Source organism: Kluyvera sp. (assembly GCF_965301105.1).
Genome location: NZ_CBDKZX010000004.1, coordinates 98376 through 114049, shown reverse-complemented (window position 1 = coordinate 114049; position 15674 = coordinate 98376). Strand labels below are relative to the sequence as shown.

General features: G+C 58.7%; 15 protein-coding genes. 7 read left to right on the top strand and 8 right to left on the bottom strand.

Going from position 1 to position 15674, the window contains the following annotated elements:
• Positions 1–60: 60 nt before the first annotated feature.
• Genes ACW14G_RS03035 through pspA form a run of 6 tightly spaced genes read right to left on the bottom strand, consistent with a single transcriptional unit; the run spans position 61 to position 4091 of the window.
• Entirely contained in the window at positions 61–1128 is a 1068-nt protein-coding gene (locus ACW14G_RS03035) for a YcjF family protein (protein WP_249021919.1), read from the bottom strand.
• The gene (locus ACW14G_RS03030) at positions 1125–2522 is read right to left on the bottom strand and encodes a YcjX family GTP-binding protein (RefSeq protein ID WP_163447369.1); all 1398 of its coding nucleotides are present in this window, start codon (positions 2520–2522) and stop codon (positions 1125–1127) included. Before ACW14G_RS03030 ends, ACW14G_RS03035 begins: the two co-directional genes overlap by 4 nt.
• A 34-nt stretch (positions 2523–2556) precedes the next feature.
• The gene (gene pspD / locus ACW14G_RS03025) at positions 2557–2775 is read right to left on the bottom strand and encodes a phage shock protein PspD (protein ID WP_064545936.1); all 219 of its coding nucleotides are present in this window, start codon (positions 2773–2775) and stop codon (positions 2557–2559) included.
• Positions 2776–2789: 14 nt separating this feature from the next.
• Positions 2790–3149, bottom strand: a complete 360-nt coding sequence (gene pspC / locus ACW14G_RS03020; protein WP_249023328.1) for an envelope stress response membrane protein PspC — start codon at positions 3147–3149, stop codon at positions 2790–2792.
• Positions 3146–3370, bottom strand: a complete 225-nt coding sequence (pspB, locus tag ACW14G_RS03015) for an envelope stress response membrane protein PspB (protein WP_035894063.1) — start codon at positions 3368–3370, stop codon at positions 3146–3148. The genes pspC and pspB overlap by 4 nt, the downstream gene beginning before the upstream one ends.
• Positions 3371–3422: 52 nt before the next feature.
• On the bottom strand, positions 3423–4091 hold the full coding sequence (pspA, locus tag ACW14G_RS03010) for a phage shock protein PspA (protein ID WP_163447367.1): 669 nt from the start codon (positions 4089–4091) through the stop codon (positions 3423–3425).
• 167 nt (positions 4092–4258) lie between these two features.
• Between pspA and pspF the strand changes: the two genes are divergently transcribed.
• Positions 4259–5233: a phage shock protein operon transcriptional activator gene (gene pspF / locus ACW14G_RS03005; RefSeq protein WP_419057601.1), complete on the top strand. Its 975-nt coding sequence runs from the start codon at positions 4259–4261 to the stop codon at positions 5231–5233.
• Here the strand turns inward: pspF and ACW14G_RS03000 are convergent.
• Positions 5224–6615 (bottom strand): MFS transporter, encoded by a 1392-nt coding sequence (locus ACW14G_RS03000; RefSeq protein ID WP_419057599.1) that lies wholly within the window; start codon positions 6613–6615, stop codon positions 5224–5226. The genes pspF and ACW14G_RS03000 overlap by 10 nt on opposite strands.
• A 27-nt stretch (positions 6616–6642) precedes the next feature.
• The gene (locus ACW14G_RS02995) at positions 6643–7815 is read right to left on the bottom strand and encodes a M20 aminoacylase family protein (protein WP_167576032.1); all 1173 of its coding nucleotides are present in this window, start codon (positions 7813–7815) and stop codon (positions 6643–6645) included.
• 175 nt (positions 7816–7990) lie between these two features.
• Between ACW14G_RS02995 and ACW14G_RS02990 the strand changes: the two genes are divergently transcribed.
• From ACW14G_RS02990 to sapF, 6 genes are all read left to right on the top strand, one after another.
• Positions 7991–10285 carry a helix-turn-helix domain-containing protein gene (locus ACW14G_RS02990; RefSeq protein WP_249021922.1) on the top strand — a complete coding sequence of 765 codons (2295 nt, stop codon included), beginning with the start codon at positions 7991–7993 and terminating at the stop codon, positions 10283–10285.
• Between the two features lie 90 nt (positions 10286–10375).
• A complete protein-coding gene (gene sapA / locus ACW14G_RS02985; protein ID WP_249021923.1) occupies positions 10376–12025 on the top strand; it encodes an ABC transporter substrate-binding protein SapA in 1650 nt (549 codons plus the stop codon).
• The gene (gene sapB, locus ACW14G_RS02980) at positions 12022–12987 is read left to right on the top strand and encodes a putrescine export ABC transporter permease SapB (RefSeq protein ID WP_064545958.1); all 966 of its coding nucleotides are present in this window, start codon (positions 12022–12024) and stop codon (positions 12985–12987) included. Before sapA ends, sapB begins: the two co-directional genes overlap by 4 nt.
• The gene (gene sapC / locus ACW14G_RS02975; RefSeq protein WP_064545959.1) at positions 12974–13864 is read left to right on the top strand and encodes a putrescine export ABC transporter permease SapC; all 891 of its coding nucleotides are present in this window, start codon (positions 12974–12976) and stop codon (positions 13862–13864) included. Before sapB ends, sapC begins: the two co-directional genes overlap by 14 nt.
• Positions 13864–14856 carry a putrescine export ABC transporter ATP-binding protein SapD gene (gene sapD, locus ACW14G_RS02970; RefSeq protein WP_163448933.1) on the top strand — a complete coding sequence of 331 codons (993 nt, stop codon included), beginning with the start codon at positions 13864–13866 and terminating at the stop codon, positions 14854–14856. Before sapC ends, sapD begins: the two co-directional genes overlap by 1 nt.
• Before the next feature lies 1 nt (position 14857).
• Complete coding sequence (gene sapF / locus ACW14G_RS02965) at positions 14858–15664, top strand: putrescine export ABC transporter ATP-binding protein SapF (RefSeq protein ID WP_064545963.1); 807 nt, start codon at positions 14858–14860, stop codon at positions 15662–15664.
• The last annotated feature ends 10 nt before the right edge of the window (positions 15665–15674 follow it).

Sequence of the window (15674 nt, the reverse complement as noted above, 5' to 3'; positions counted from 1 at the left end):
CAGTAAAGTTAAGTATAGATATACCTTATGCTATTTTGGCATAAGGTTATTTATCTTCGCTTATTGATCCGGCGTCGCCGCTGTCTTGCCTTTCTGCAACGTGGTCTTCAACTGCCCCACCAGCTCACGACGGAAATCGCCAAGACGCGGTTTGTCGTTATCGATCCACGGCAGCGGACGGCAAAGCTCCATCGCCTTGATGCCTAAACGCGCGGTCAACAGCCCGGCCCCGATGCCCTGCGCCGCACGCGTGGACAGACGCGCCGCCAGATCCTGCGACATCCAGTCCATGCCAATCTCACGCACCAGTTCGCTGGCCCCGGCAAAAGCGATATTAATCAGCACCAGACGGAACAGGCGCAGGCGGCTGTAGTAGCCCAGCTCAATGCCGTACAGGTTGGCGATGCGGTTGATCAGGCGCAGGTTGCGCCAGGCGATAAAGCCCATGTCCACCAGCGCCAGCGGGCTGACGGCAATCATCAGCGTCGATTCCGCCGCCGAACGGCTGATTTCACGACGCGCCTGAGCATCCAGCACCGGCTGCACCAGATGCGCGTAGAGGCTCACCACCTCGCGATCGCTCTGGGTTTCGTGGATCGCCGCGTACCAGCGTTGAAGCGCCGGATGCGACTGATCCAATCCGGCCTGACGCGCCAACCCTTCGCAGAACGCACGCGCCTTACCCACACCGTGGCTTTGCATCAAGGTCCGCGCTTCATCGCGTTCCTGCGCGCGCTGGCGTAACCGCCATAGCCTGCGCCATTCGGTGGCGACCGAACCAACACCCGCACCCACGATAAGCGCGCCAGCAACGCAGCCGCCCAGCGCGGCCCAGTCCTGGGTTTGCCAGGCGTTGACCGTCCACTGCACGCCCTGCGCCACGACGCTGGCGCCAAACAGCGTCAACCCAGCGGTCACCATTTTGCGCCACAGGCTACGTTTTGGCCGCAGCGCCGCTTCCACGGTGGCTTCGGCCTGACCTTCCTGCTCACCGTCGGCATCGAGCGCGACGGGAGCAAATTTTTCTGCCGCATCCCCCTCAAACGCCTGTGCGGTTTTAAACTGTTCCGGCTTGACGTCGTCGAGCGGCCCGTCAAAATCGATTCGCGGTTTAAATGAGTCGGTCATCGCAGCTTATCTCCAATTAAAAACTCCAGCGCGGCATCCAGACGGATATGCGGCAGCGGCTGGTCAACGTCCATCGTCTGCGGGCGGAAAGCCTCAAACTGGAAGCCCTGTTTATCCCAGAACGCCTGCCCCGGCAGACGCGCTGGCACTTCGCCTGGATAGACGGTCAGCGGCTGACCGTCGCTCAGCCGGTGTCCGCGCAGCGCGGGGATCTTCTCGCCGTTCACCTCAATCAACCCGCTTTGCGTCGCCTGTACCGACGCCAGCCCCAGGCAGTCCATGGTGATGCCTTCAAAGGCAGCGTTCTGCCAGGCGTCCTGAATCAGCTGTTGCAGCAGCGACACCATGTTGCCGTGCTGATCGACGGTAACGTGATCCGCTTTGGTGGCGGCAAACAGCAGCTTATCAATCACCGGCGAGAACAGGCGGCGGAACAGCGTGCGCTGACCGTAGTGGAAACTGTGCATCAGTTGCGTTAGCGCCAGGCGCATGTCGTTAAATGCCTGCGGCCCGCTGTTCAGCGGCTGCAGGCAGTCCACCAGCACAATCTGGCGGTCAAAACGCAGGAAGTGATCTTTATAGAAGCCTTTCACGACCTTTTCGCAATAGTAGTTAAAGCGTTCGCGCAGCATCCCGGCGTTGCTGTGTTTATCGGCCTGCGCCAGTTTCGCCTCTCCCACGCCGTCAACGTCCGGCCACGGGAAAAATTGCAGCGCCGGCGCGCCGGCCATATCGCCGGGCAGCACAAAGCGCCCCGGCTGAATAAAATGCAGCCCTTCCTGTTTGCAACGGTGCAGATAGTCGGTCCAGGCTTGGGCGATTTCCGCCAGCCGATTTTCATCGGCCGGTGCCAGCGGATCCAGCCCGGCGCACAGCTCGCGCCATTTGGCCGACCATTCGCCACGCTGGCCATTCAGCAGCCCCGTCATCTGCCGCGACCAGGTCAGGTAATCCTGATTGAGCATCGGCAGGTCCAGCAGCCACTCGCCGGGATAATCGACAATCTCCAGGTACAGCGTGGACGTCTCTTTAAAGTGGCGCAGCAGCGAGTCATGAGATTTATAGCGCAACGCCAGGCGAATTTCGCTCACACCGCGCGTCGGCGTTGGCCATGACGGCGGCTGGCCGTACAGCTGAGCCAGCCCTTCATCGTAGGTAAAGCGGGGAATGCCGAGGTCACGCTGGGGAATACGTTTCACCCCCAGCAGGCGTTCTTCGCGCACCGCGCTCAACAGCGGCAGCCGCGCGCCGGTATGCACGTTCAGCAGTTGATTCACCAGGCCGGTGATAAATGCGGTCTTGCCGCTACGGCTCAGGCCGGTAACGGCAAGACGAAGATGCCGGTCAACGCCACGGTTGACCAGCGCATTGAATTCATTTTTGAGTCGCTTCATTGCTTATCAGACACTCCTGTCAACGCCGATAGCGCTATTTTGCCATGGGGAAATAGCGTTTGGCGAGGCGCGACAGCAGCGGTTCCAGCGCCACCGCCAGAAACATCTTCAGTGGTCGACGGGCGACGGACTTCACCGCCCACCCGGCAACGCCTGCCGGGCCATAGCGCAGTGCGGTCAGCAGGGCAAGCTTGCCGACGATTTTCAAACCGGGTTTCACCTTCTGCCCTGCCCGCTGCCATTTATTGCTCATTATTCACCTCTGTATCAGAGCTGACGGAAACGGCTGCGCAACGTAAAGGTATCGGACGTCACATAGCGTTCCATCTCGCGTAACCGCTGTTCACCGGCGGTCAGTTCCGCATCCACCGCATCCAGCAAATCGCGGCTGGAGGGCTGATGCGGGTTGTTCATCACCCCTTCCGGCATCGGGTCAAGGGCGAAGGTTAAAATCACATAGGCGACAACGACAAAGAAAAAGAGTCCAAACAGCATCGCCAGCACGGTAATAATACGAATCAGCTTCACCGGCACGTCGAGGTACTCGGCAATACCCGCGCAGACCCCTTTCACCATGCCCCGCTGCGGGATTCGCCACAGCTTTTTGTTAAAATCCAGCGCCATTATTTGTCCCTCCAGTTCGGATGTTCGGCATCCAGAATGGCTTCCAGCGCCTGAATACGCTCGCGCATCCGCTTTGCGTCATCGGTTAACTGCATCAACCGCTGCTGCTCGCCCTGTGACAACTCGCCAGAGCGGGAGCGATTGCTGTAGTGCAGCCACAGCCAAATCGGCAATACAAACAGGACAAATAACGTCAGGGGAATGCCGAGGAAAAGCGCGCTCATAGAAACTCCTTATATATTATGAGCAGCGGCACGGTTGGTGCCGCCGGAATCATTATTGGTTGTCCTGCTTCATTTTGGCTTTCAGCGCGGCCAGCTGCTCGCTGATTTCGTCATCGGCCTTCAGTTCGGCGAACTGCTGGTCCAGCGACGGTTGTTTGCCAAAACGATGGCTTTCCGCTTCAGCTTCCATATGGTCGATGCGGCGTTCAAAGGATTCAAAGCGAGCCATCGCTTCATCCAGTTTACCGCTGTCCAGCTGACGGCGCACATCGCGGGACGAATTCGCCGCCTGATGACGCAGCGCGAGAGACTGCTGACGGGCGCGAGTTTCGCTGAGCTTATTCTCCAGCTCGCCAATCTCTTTTTTCATCCGCGCCAGGGTTTCATCCACCAGCGTGACTTCATGTTCCAGCGTATCGATAACATCGGTCAGCTTCTGTTTTTCAATCAGCGCCGCGCGTGCCAGATCTTCTTTATCTTTACGCAGTGCCAGCTCGGCTTTCTCCTGCCACTCTTCCTGCTGCGCCAGCGCGCGTTCGACGCGGCGAGTCAGATCTTTCTTTTCCGCCAGCGCACGGGCGGAGGTGGAGCGCACTTCCACCAGCGTGTCTTCCATTTCCTGGATCATCAAACGGACCAGCTTCTGCGGGTCTTCCGCTTTTTCCAGCAGCGAGTTGATGTTGGCGTTCACGATGTCGGCAAAACGAGAAAAAATACCCATTGTTCAATCCTCATAGTTCTGTGTTTCGGGCTTAGCCCTGCGCAAAGACTATTACAACTTCCGTGCCAACTTTTTATCTTATTGATTATAAACGATGTGATTGAATTTTGTGCCGCAAACGCCTACAGTGAAATGGCGAATTACACCAACAAGTGGCGAATTTCATCATGGCAGATTACAAAGATACCCTTCTCGGCGAGGCCAACCGTTTTATTGAAGTGCTGGAACAGGTTTCCCGACTCGCGCCGCTCAATAAGCCGGTGTTGATTATCGGCGAGCGCGGCACGGGTAAGGAGCTTATCGCCAACCGTCTTCACTACCTCTCCTCCTGCTGGCAGGGGCCGTTTATCTCGCTGAACTGCGCGGCATTGAACGAAAATCTGCTCGACTCTGAACTGTTCGGCCACGAAGCCGGGGCCTTTACCGGCGCGCAAAAACGTCATCCGGGTCGCTTTGAACGTGCAGACGGCGGTACGCTATTTCTTGATGAGCTGGCCACCGCGCCGATGCTGGTGCAGGAAAAGCTGCTGCGGGTGATTGAATACGGCGAGCTGGAGCGCGTCGGCGGCAGCCAGCCGCTGCAGGTTAACGTCCGCCTGGTGTGCGCCACCAATGCCGATCTGCCTCAATTAGTGGAAGAAGGCGCTTTCCGCGCCGACCTGCTCGACCGGCTGGCCTTTGATGTGGTGCTACTACCGCCGCTGCGCGAACGCCAGAGCGACATCATGTTGATGGCCGAACATTTCGCCATTCAGATGTGCCGCGAGCTGAAGCTACCGCTGTTCCCCGGTTTTACCGACCGCGCCCGCGACACGCTGCTGCACTACCGCTGGCCGGGTAATATTCGCGAGCTGAAAAACGTGGTCGAGCGTTCGGTTTATCGCCACGGATCCATCGACGAACCGTTGGATGACATTATTATCGACCCGTTCCGCCGCAAGCCCGCCATCGCCGACGAACCCGCAACGGAAATCACCGGCCCGACGCTGCCGTTGAACCTGCGTCAGTTCCAGCTTGAACAAGAAAAAGACCTGTTGCAGCAGAGTCTGCAACAGGCCCGGTTTAACCAGAAAAACGCCGCCGAACTGCTGGGATTAACCTATCACCAACTGCGGGCACTATTGAAAAAACATCAACTCTGACGGCGACGCGGCAGCATCAGCGCGCTAACCACAATGGCCCCCAGGCACAACATGCAGTTAAACCACAGCGCGTATTGTGCCGCTTTTGCCATGCCGTAGGGTAAAAACAGCGCGTAGAGTGACGCCGTCATCGCCAGGCCAAACGCGCCGCCCAGCGAGCTGCCCATTTTGTAAATCCCGGAGGCGACGCCCACCTTATTTTCCGGCGCGCTGGTGACGGCGGTGTCGGTGGAGGGCGTGGCATAGCAGCCCAGCCCCAGGCCAAACAGGACGTTACTGAAAAAGACGGTCACGATATAGGTCCAGGTGTCGAGGAAAGTACAGGAGATCAGGAAAATCCCCGCCATCGCAATCGCCGGGCCGCCCATCATTGGCAGCCTTGCGCCATAGCGTTGCAGCAGTTTCTCCCCCACCCGAATCATCAGCAGCACGGTCACCAGATAGCCAAGCGTCATCATGCCCGTCTGGAACGGGCTCAGGTGCCGCCCCTGCTGGAGCCAGATGCTGGTGATCATCATCGTGCCAATCGCGCCGTTCAACATCAGGTTCGACAGCACCGCCGCACTATAAGCGCGATTTTTAAACAGCGCGAAATCGATCAGCGCCGCCTCTTTTTTACGCATTCCGCTGCGCACAAAAAAGGTCATCGCCACAATAGCGCCTGTCAGCATCGTCAGCGACAGGCCGCTGGTCCATCCCCAGTGGTGACCTTTGGAGATAAACAGATTGAACAACACCAGCGCCGCCACGAGGCTCAACAGGCCGCTGAGATCCATTTTATGCTGCACCGCGGTGGCGCTGCGACTCTCCGGGGTGCCGCGAATCAGCCAAAATGCTGCAAACGCCGCCGCGATGGAAAAGACAAAGATCCAGCGCCAACCCAGGCCAGTAGCGATCGCGCCACCCACAAACGAGCACAGGCCGCTGCCGCCCCACGAACCGATCACCCAGAAGCTGATCGCCCGCTGTCGCGCGCGCCCTTCATACCACGTTTTAATCAGCGCCAATGTCGCCGGCATGATGCAGGCAGCAGACAGTCCCTGAATTACCCGCCCGGTCAGGAACAACAGCGGCCCCTGAGATACCACCAGCAGCGCGCTACCGACCATGCTTAACGCCAGGCCAATCAGCGTCAAACGTACCCGGCCAAATTTGTCGGCCAGCCCACCGCTGGCCACCACAAAGCAGCCGCTGAAGAGTGCGCTGAGGCTCACCGCGAGGGTGAGCGTCTCCAGCGAAATATCGATACTGTTTTTCACTACCGGGACTACGTTAATCACCGACTGAGCAAACAGCCAGAAGGTCAATACGCTTAACACAATCCCCGTCAGCAGCCGGTCGGTGCCGACATACTGCGTTTCACTCAACGTCACGGTACTCATGGCTCGCCCTCATGTTGCGCGCGTCATTTATCCACGCAGGTAGTGTTCCGTCAGGCCGCACCACAGCGCCGCCCCCGTCAGCAGGATGTTGTCGTTAAAGTCGTAGCCCGGGTTGTGAACCATGCAGCGGTCTGGTTCATCGCCCGCGCCGATGGTGAAATAGGCGCCGTTAGGGTTCTGCTCGAGCATAAACGCGAAGTCTTCGCTGCCCATAAACGGATTCACCGTGCCGATAGACTCCGCGCCGAACAGCGACGTCGCCACATCGCGCACCATCTGGTTTGCCTGGGGATCGTTTTTGAGGACCGGACTGCCGTTGACGTGGGTGAGCGTGGCGGTGGCGTTGAAGCTTTCCGCCTGCGCCACGGCGATGTCGTGAATACGTTGCAGTACGGTTTCGCGGACCTGTTCGTTGAGCGTACGCACCGTCAGCTTCATCAGGACTTTATCGTTGATGATATTTGGCGCATGCCCCGCCTGAATGCTGCCAACGGTCACTACCACCGGGTCAAACGGGCTGATATTGCGTGAGACGATGGTTTGCAGCGCCAGAGTGATATGGCAGGCAACAACGGTGGCATCGACGGTATGCTCCGGCACCGCGCCGTGGCCGCCCACGCCCTGCACTTCGATGTGCAACGTGTCGGAGGAGGCCATCATCGCACCGTCGCGCAGGCCAATTTTGCCCAGCTTCTGCCCCGGCATATTGTGTAAACCAAAAATGTGGTCGCAGGGGAATTTGTTAAACAGACCGTCTTCCAGCATCACCCGGCCACCGTACAACAACTCTTCCGCCGGCTGGAAAATCAGGTGCAATGTGCCGTTAAACTGACGGGTGCGCGCCAGGTACTCTGCGGCATACAGCAGCGTAGTGGTGTGACCGTCGTGTCCGCAGCCGTGGAAACAGCCATCCGTTTCGCTGGCCCACGCTTTGCCGCTGCGTTCCTGCATCGGCAACGCATCCATGTCAGCGCGCAGCCCCAACGTTTTGCCGCCGTTACCCACTTTAAGCGTCCCCACCACGCCGGTCCCCGCCAGCCCATAGTCCACTTCATAGCCCCAACTGCTTAGCAGCTTCGCCACTTCGGCGCTGGTTTTATGCTCCTGAAAACCAATCTCCGGCTGCTGATGGAAGCGGTGGCGTAGCGCGATAAATTCGGCTTCCTGACTCTGCAATGCTTCAACGATAGGATGTGTCATTTTTGTTATCCCTTTATTGCTCCACAGTGATAACGTCGAGTTTATGACGTCGGAGCGGTCACAAAAGGCGCTTTTTTGTTTTATATTGACGGAAAATGTAATGACTATTTTTCATACGGTTTAGTTATGACAAAAAACAGACCGTTATTTTTTGTCTTCGCTGGAGGGCGGAAAGGTGGCGCAGCAAATCAGTGATTTTTCTGTGGTGGTGCAGGACATTCGTCAGCAGGCATACAACGAACAGCAGACGTTAACGCTGATGTGGCTACTGCATGGCGAGGTCGTGCTGGAAAGTGCCGACGACACGCGTACGCTGCAAACCAACGCGCTGGCCATCATCAACCCCAACCAGCGCTGGCGTTTGCGCGGCGAGCAGGCCAATGCGGTGATGACGCTGATGATAGCCAGCAGTTGGCTAACCCGGCTGGACGCGCATTTTTTTGCCTTTGATTATCAAGTTCCACACCCCACGATGGAGCACGAAGGACGGCTGCGCAGCCTGATGCGCCAGCTACTGGTTAGCCATGTGATCAACCCTGAAAACACCTCCCGGCTGGAGGCAAACCGCTGGCTCAGCGAAATTGCCCTGCTGTTGGCAACCCATTTTCAGCAGCCACGCAAAACGGGCGCATCACATAATAATGAGTCCACATGGAGCCACCGTATCCGCCAGGTAGTGACACGGATTGAGTCACAATACAGCCAGCGCCTGTCGCTTGCTGAAATCGCCCGCGGCGAGCGGGTGTCTGAAGCCTGGCTTTCACGTTTGTTTCACAAAGAAGTCGGCGTCAGTTTTATGCAGTACATCACCGCGCTGCGTCTGGAGAAAGCCGCCGAACAGTTGTTGACAAGCACTTTACCGGTACAGCGAATTGCCCAGCAGCAGGGGTTTGCCAGCGCTCGCGTAATGAGCGATCTGTTTAAGCGCCGCCACGGCATGACGCCGCGCCAGTATCGTCAGCAGTCGACCACGGTGGCCCGTAACCGCACGCGCGAGAACCCGCCCGACCGCACGCTGCCGGTGGCCGCCGAGACGCTCTATGCCCTGCTCAATCACACGGGCAAACAGGACTGGGAAAGCCCGCCACCGCTCCAGCAGCCGCTCCAGGCGCGGCGGATTGTCCTCGACACGCTGCCGTCGCGTCGCGTGCCGCTGCGTCATAGCCAGCTCATTATTACGCTGCGCGAACTTGATGATTTGTTGCGTGAAGATGTCCGCCAGTCGCTGATGACGCTCCATGCGCAGATACCTATCCACGGGATCGATATCCATGAACCTTTTCTGAGCAGCCGTTTGTTTAGCGACGGCTGGGACGATCCGCAAATGGTCGGCTACGCCTGCTGGTACCATTTACAGCAGGTTTTTACTTTCCTTGCCCGTATGGGATGGCAGGTACTGCTCCACACCAGCCTGACCACGCGTCCCGATCTACTGCGCCAGTTTTTACGCCTTGCCGCGCAGCACTTCCCTCCGTCAACGCTGGCAAGCTGGCAGTTCGTCTGGCACTGGTCGCCACAGGCGAGCGCCGAGGTCTGGGCACAGCAAAAAGCGGCGATCCGGCAATGGTCGCCGGACTCGCAGCTGGGCATCTGCCACCGCTTTACCGTTACCGATGACGATACCGTAGACGACGCAATCCTCACCTCCCCGCTGCTGAGAGAGGCCGATTTTCTCGCCTGCTCGGCCAATGCCAACGAGCGTTTCCACCAGCAGCCATTCGACCGCACCCGACTGGCCGCCGCCGAAAACGACCCGGTACAGAAGGTGCGTCAGATCCAGCGCGCTCTACGCCAGCGCCAGCTCGCGTTACCCCTCTGGCTGCTGTCGTGGAACACGCTTACCGGCTCAACCCGGCGTACCAACGGCGAGTTCTTCCGCGGCGCGCTGCTGATGAATAACCTGCTGGGGCTGGCCGATCAGGTACAGCTCACCGGCTTCTGGCTTAACTCCAGCCAGCAGGGTGAGGCGCGTAGCAACGGCACCTTCGATACCTCCAGCCTGGCGCTCTTCTACCATCACGGGCTGACGCGCCCCATCTATTGGGTGCTGTGGCTATGGCGACGTTTACAGGGCGAGGTGTTGGTCAACGATAAAAACGTGCTACTGCTGCATCAACGCGGCCGCTACCAGCTGCTGTTGCGCAACCCGGTGGTGTTTAATCCGTGGCTGTCCAGCGAAGAGGCTTTTATTCAGCGGTTTCGTCAGCAGTACCCGGTACAGCTTCAGGGGCTGAGCGGTAAGTGGAAAATCAAACGCCACCTGTTCGACCAGCACAATGGCGCGCTTTTCCCGCGGCTGGAGGCGATAGAAAGCAGCAGCGGCCCGGACGAGGAGAGCTGGACATGGCTGGCGCACACAACCCGGCCCGCGCTCAGCGTGCGCGAAGAAACGCTGGAGGAAAGCTGGCAGGTGGTTGAGGCGCTGGAGAGCAATGCGCTGGTGTTATACGAGTTAACCCCACTGAGTTGATGACTTTTAAAGCAGTTGCACGCAGACATTTGTACCTGGTAGCCGTAAGTGCGATACACTTTGCAGATCAATCGAAAAAACAATGAAACTATGCGCCTGAATTTGTCACCTTTCCTGGCAGCGTTGGGGTTAATCTGCAGCCAGGCGATGGCCGCGCCGCAGCCGCTCGCCCCACCCCATGCCGACATTCGCGACAGCGGCTTTGTCTACTGCGTCAGCGGGCAGGTCAACACGTTTAACCCGCAAAAAGCCGGTAGCGGGCTGATTGTCGATACTCTCGCCGCCCAGCTCTACGACCGCCTGCTGGACGTCGACCCGTACACCTATCGTCTGGTGCCCGAGCTGGCGGAAAGCTGGGAAGTTCTGGATAACGGCGCAACCTACCGCTTCCACCTGCGCCCTAACGTACAGTATCAAACCACCCGCTGGTTTAAGCCGTCGCGCGCGCTGAACGCCGACGACGTGGTATTTACCTTCGAGCGCATTTTCGATCGCCAGCATCCGTGGCATAACGTCAACGGCGGCGCGTTCCCCTATTTTGACAGCCTGCAGTTCGCCGACAGCGTGAAGAGCGTGCGCAAACTTGATAGCCACACGGTAGAGTTTCGCCTCAATCGTCCGGACGCCTCGTTCCTCTGGCATCTGGCGACCCACTACGCATCGGTGATGTCGGCGGAATACGCTAATCAGCTCACTAAACAGGATCGTCAGGAACAGCTCGACCGCCAGCCGGTGGGAACCGGGCCGTTCCAGCTCGACGAGTACCGCGCGGGGCAGTATATTCGCCTGCAGCGCCATTCCGCCTTCTGGCGCGGCACGCCGCTGATGCCGCAGGTGGTGGTCGATTTGGGTTCCGGTGGCACCGGCAGGCTGTCCAAGCTGCTGACCGGCGAGTGTGACGTGCTGGCCTGGCCTGCCGCCAGCCAGCTCACCATTCTGCGCGACGACCCGCGCCTGCGCCTGACGCTGCGCCCGGGGATGAACATCGCCTATCTGGCCTTCAACACCGACAAGCCGCCGCTAAATAATCCGGAAGTGCGCCACGCGCTGTCGCTGGCGATTAATAATCAGCGTTTAATGCAGTCCATTTATTACGGCACCGCAGAAACCGCGGCCTCTATTTTGCCTCGCGCCTCCTGGGCTTACGATAACGAGGCTAAAATTACCGAATACAACCCGAAAGAAGCGCGTCGACGTTTACAGGCATTGGGGCTGGATAAATTGACGCTGCGCCTGTGGGTGCCAACCAGCTCTCAGGCGTGGAACCCGAGCCCGCTGAAAACCGCCGAGCTCATTCAGGCGGACATGGCGCAGATTGGGGTGAAGGTCATTATCGTACCGGTAGAGGGCCGCTTCCAGGAAGCACGGCTGATGGACATGAACCATGACCTGACACTCTCCGGCTGGGCCACGGACAGTAACGATCCGGACAGTTTCTTCCGTCCGCTGCTGAGCTGCGCGGCCATTACCTCGCAGACCAACTTCGCCCACTGGTGTAACCGTGAGTTTGACAATGTGCTGCGCAAAGCGCTGGACTCGCAGCAACTGGCCTCACGCATTGACGCCTACGATGAAGCCCAGCAAATTCTGGCGCGCGAGCTGCCGGTGCTGCCGCTGGCGTCTTCGCTACGCCTGCAGGCCTATCGTTACGATATTAAAGGGCTGGTGCTGAGTCCGTTTGGCAACACCTCATTCGCCGGCGTGTCGCGGGAAAAAGAAGAGAAGGTGCAAAAACCATGATTATTTTCACCCTTCGTCGCCTGTTATTGCTGCTGGTTACCCTCTTTTTCCTGACTTTTGTCGGCTTCAGCCTGAGCTATTTTACGCCGCACGCGCCGTTACAGGGCGCGTCGCTGTGGAACGCCTGGGCCTTCTGGTTTGACGGCGTCATGCACTGGGATTTTGGCGTATCGAGCATTAACGGCCAGCCGATTTCCGAACAGCTGCGCGAAGTGTTTCCGGCGACCATGGAGCTGTGCATTCTGGCGTTTGGCTTTGCGCTGCTGATAGGCATTCCCGTTGGCATGCTGGCGGGCATCACCCGCAATAAATGGCAGGATAAAGTGATCAGCTTCTTCGCCCTGCTCGGCTTCTCGATTCCGATTTTCTGGCTGGCGCTGTTACTGACCCTCTTCTTCTCGCTGACGCTGGGCTGGCTGCCGGTTTCCGGGCGCTTCGATCTGCTGTATGAAGTGAAAAGCGTCACCGGCTTCGCGCTGATTGATGCCTGGCTCTCCGACTCGCCGTGGCGGCATGAAATGATTATGAGCGCTGTGCGCCATATGGTGCTGCCGGTGCTGACGCTGGCCGTCGCGCCCACCACTGAGGTGGTGCGTCTGATGCGTATCAGCACCATTGCGGTCTATGACACCAACTACGTGAAAGCAGCGGCAACGCGCGGCGTTTCGCGTCTGACCATTCTGCGTCGCCATGTGCTGCACAACGCGCTGCCGCCGGTGATCCCACGTCTGGGCCTACAGTTCTCCACCATGCTAACTCTGGCGATGATCACCGAAATGGTCTTTAGCTGGCCAGGACTGGGGCGCTGGATGATTAATGCCATTCGCCAGCAGGACTATGCGGCGATCTCCGCCGGAGTGATGGTGATTGGCGCGCTGGTGATCATTGTGAACGTGATATCCGATATTTTGGGTGCTATGGCTAACCCGTTGAAACATAAGGAATGGTATGCCTTACGATAGCGTCTACCTCGAGAAACGCCCGCCGGGTGCGCTGCGCACCGTGTGGCGCAAGTTCTATGGCGACACCACGGCGATGATCGGCCTGTACGGCTGCGCCGGGCTGGCGGTCGTGTGCATTCTGGGCGGCTGGTTTGCGCCGTACGGTATCGATCAGCAGTTCCTCGGCTATCAGCTTCTGCCGCCGTCATGGTCGCGCTACGGCGAAGTCTCTTTCTTTCTCGGTACCGACGATCTGGGGCGTGATGTGCTGAGCCGCCTGCTTAGCGGTGCCGCGCCCACCGTCGGCGGCGCGTTTGTTGTCACCCTCGCCGCCACCGCCTTCGGGCTGGTACTGGGCGCATTTGCGGGATCAACCCGTGGCCTGCGTTCGGCGGTGCTGAACCATATTCTCGACACGCTGCTGTCAATTCCGTCGCTGCTGCTGGCGATTATCGTCGTCGCCTTTGCCGGGCCGCATCTCAGCCACGCGATGTTTGCCGTCTGGCTGGCCCTGTTGCCGCGCATGGTGCGTTCAATCTACAGCATGGTACACGACGAGCTGGAACGCGATTACGTCATCGCCGCCCGCCTCGACGGCGCCACCACGCTCAATATTCTGTGGTTTGCCATTCTGCCGAACATTGCTGCCGGGCTGGTCACCGAAATTACCCGCGCGCTATCGATGGCGATCCTTGATATCGCCGCGCTGGGCTTCCTCGATCTTGGCGCGCAGCTGCCGTCACCGGAATGGGGCGCGATGCTCGGCGATGCGCTGGAGCTTATCTACGTGGCGCCGTGGACGGTGATGCTGCCGGGCGCGGCAATCATGATTAGCGTGCTGCTGGTCAACCTGCTGGGCGACGGTATTCGCCGCGCCATTAACGCGGGGGTGGAGTAATGCCGTTACTTGATATACGCAATTTAACCATCGAATTTAAAACCAACGAAGGCTGGGTGAAGGCCGTTGACCGCGTCAGCATGACGCTGGCCGAAGGCGAAATTCGCGGCCTGGTGGGAGAATCTGGTTCAGGCAAGAGCCTGATCGCCAAAGCGATTTGCGGCGTCACCAAAGATAACTGGCGCGTCACCGCCGACCGTATGCGTTTTGACGATATCGACCTACTGCGCCTGTCCAACCGCGAGCGGCGAAAATTGGTCGGCCACAACGTCTCCATGATTTTCCAGGAACCGCAGTCTTGTCTGGATCCTTCTGAACGCGTGGGCCTGCAGCTGATGCAGAACATTCCCGGCTGGACCTTCAAAGGCCACTGGTGGCAGCGTTTCGGCTGGCGCAAACGTCGCGCGATCGAGCTGCTGCACCGCGTCGGCATCAAGGATCACAAAGACGCGATGCGCAGCTTCCCGTATGAGCTGACGGAAGGCGAATGCCAGAAGGTTATGATTGCCATCGCGTTGGCTAACCAGCCGCGCCTGCTGATTGCCGATGAGCCAACCAACGCCATGGAACCGACCACCCAGGCGCAGATCTTCCGTTTGTTAACCGGCCTCAATCAGAATAACAACACCACCATCCTGCTGATTTCTCATGATTTGCAGATGCTGACCCACTGGGCGGATAAGATCAACGTGATGTACTGCGGGCAAACGGTAGAGACCGCGCCGAGCGAAGAGCTGGTGACCATCCCTCATCACCCGTATACCCAGGCGCTGATCCGCGCGATTCCGGACTTTGGCCGCTCAATGCCGCATAAAAGTCGCCTGAATACTCTTTCCGGCGCCATTCCCCTGCTGGAACAGCTGCCGATGGGCTGCCGTCTGGGGCCGCGTTGCCCGTACGCGCAGCGCAAATGTATTGAAACCCCGCGTCTGACGGGAGCGAAGAACCACCTGTTCGCCTGTCATTTCCCGCTGAATATGGAGAAAGAGTGACATGGTCGAAACGCTGCTTGAAGTGCGCAACCTAAGCAAAACCTTCCGCTACCGCACCGGCTGGTTCCATCGCCAGACGCTACAGGCGGTGAAGCCGCTGAGCTTTACCCTGCGTGAAAAGCAAACGCTGGCGATTATCGGCGAGAACGGTTCGGGCAAGTCGACGCTGGCCAAAATGCTGGCCGGGATGGTGGAGCCGACCACCGGCGAACTGCTGATTGACGATCATCCGCTGGAGTTTGGCGACTACTCATTCCGTAGCCAGCGCATTCGCATGATTTTCCAGGATCCGAGCACCTCGCTGAACCCACGTCAGCGCATTTCGCAGATCCTTGATTTCCCGCTGCGTCTGAACACCGACCTTGAACCCGAGGCGCGACGTCAGCAGATTATCGATACCCTGCGCCTGGTCGGCCTGTTGCCCGACCACGTCAGCTATTATCCGCACATGCTGGCGCCGGGGCAGAAACAGCGTCTGGGCCTGGCGCGTGCGCTGATTTTGCGCCCGAAGGTCATTATCTGCGATGAAGCGTTGGCCTCGCTCGATATGTCGATGCGTTCGCAGCTGGTAAACCTGATGCTCGAACTGCAGGAAAAACAGGGCATCTCGTATATTTACGTGACTCAGCATTTGGGCATGATGAAGCACATCAGCGACCAGGTGCTGGTGATGCACCAGGGGGAAGTGGTCGAGCGCGGCAGCACCGCCGACGTGCTGGCCTCCCCGCTGCACGACTTAACCAAACGGTTGATTGCCGGTCACTTTGGCGAGGCGCTGACCGCCGATGCCTGGCGTAAAGACCGCTGATCGCCGCAAT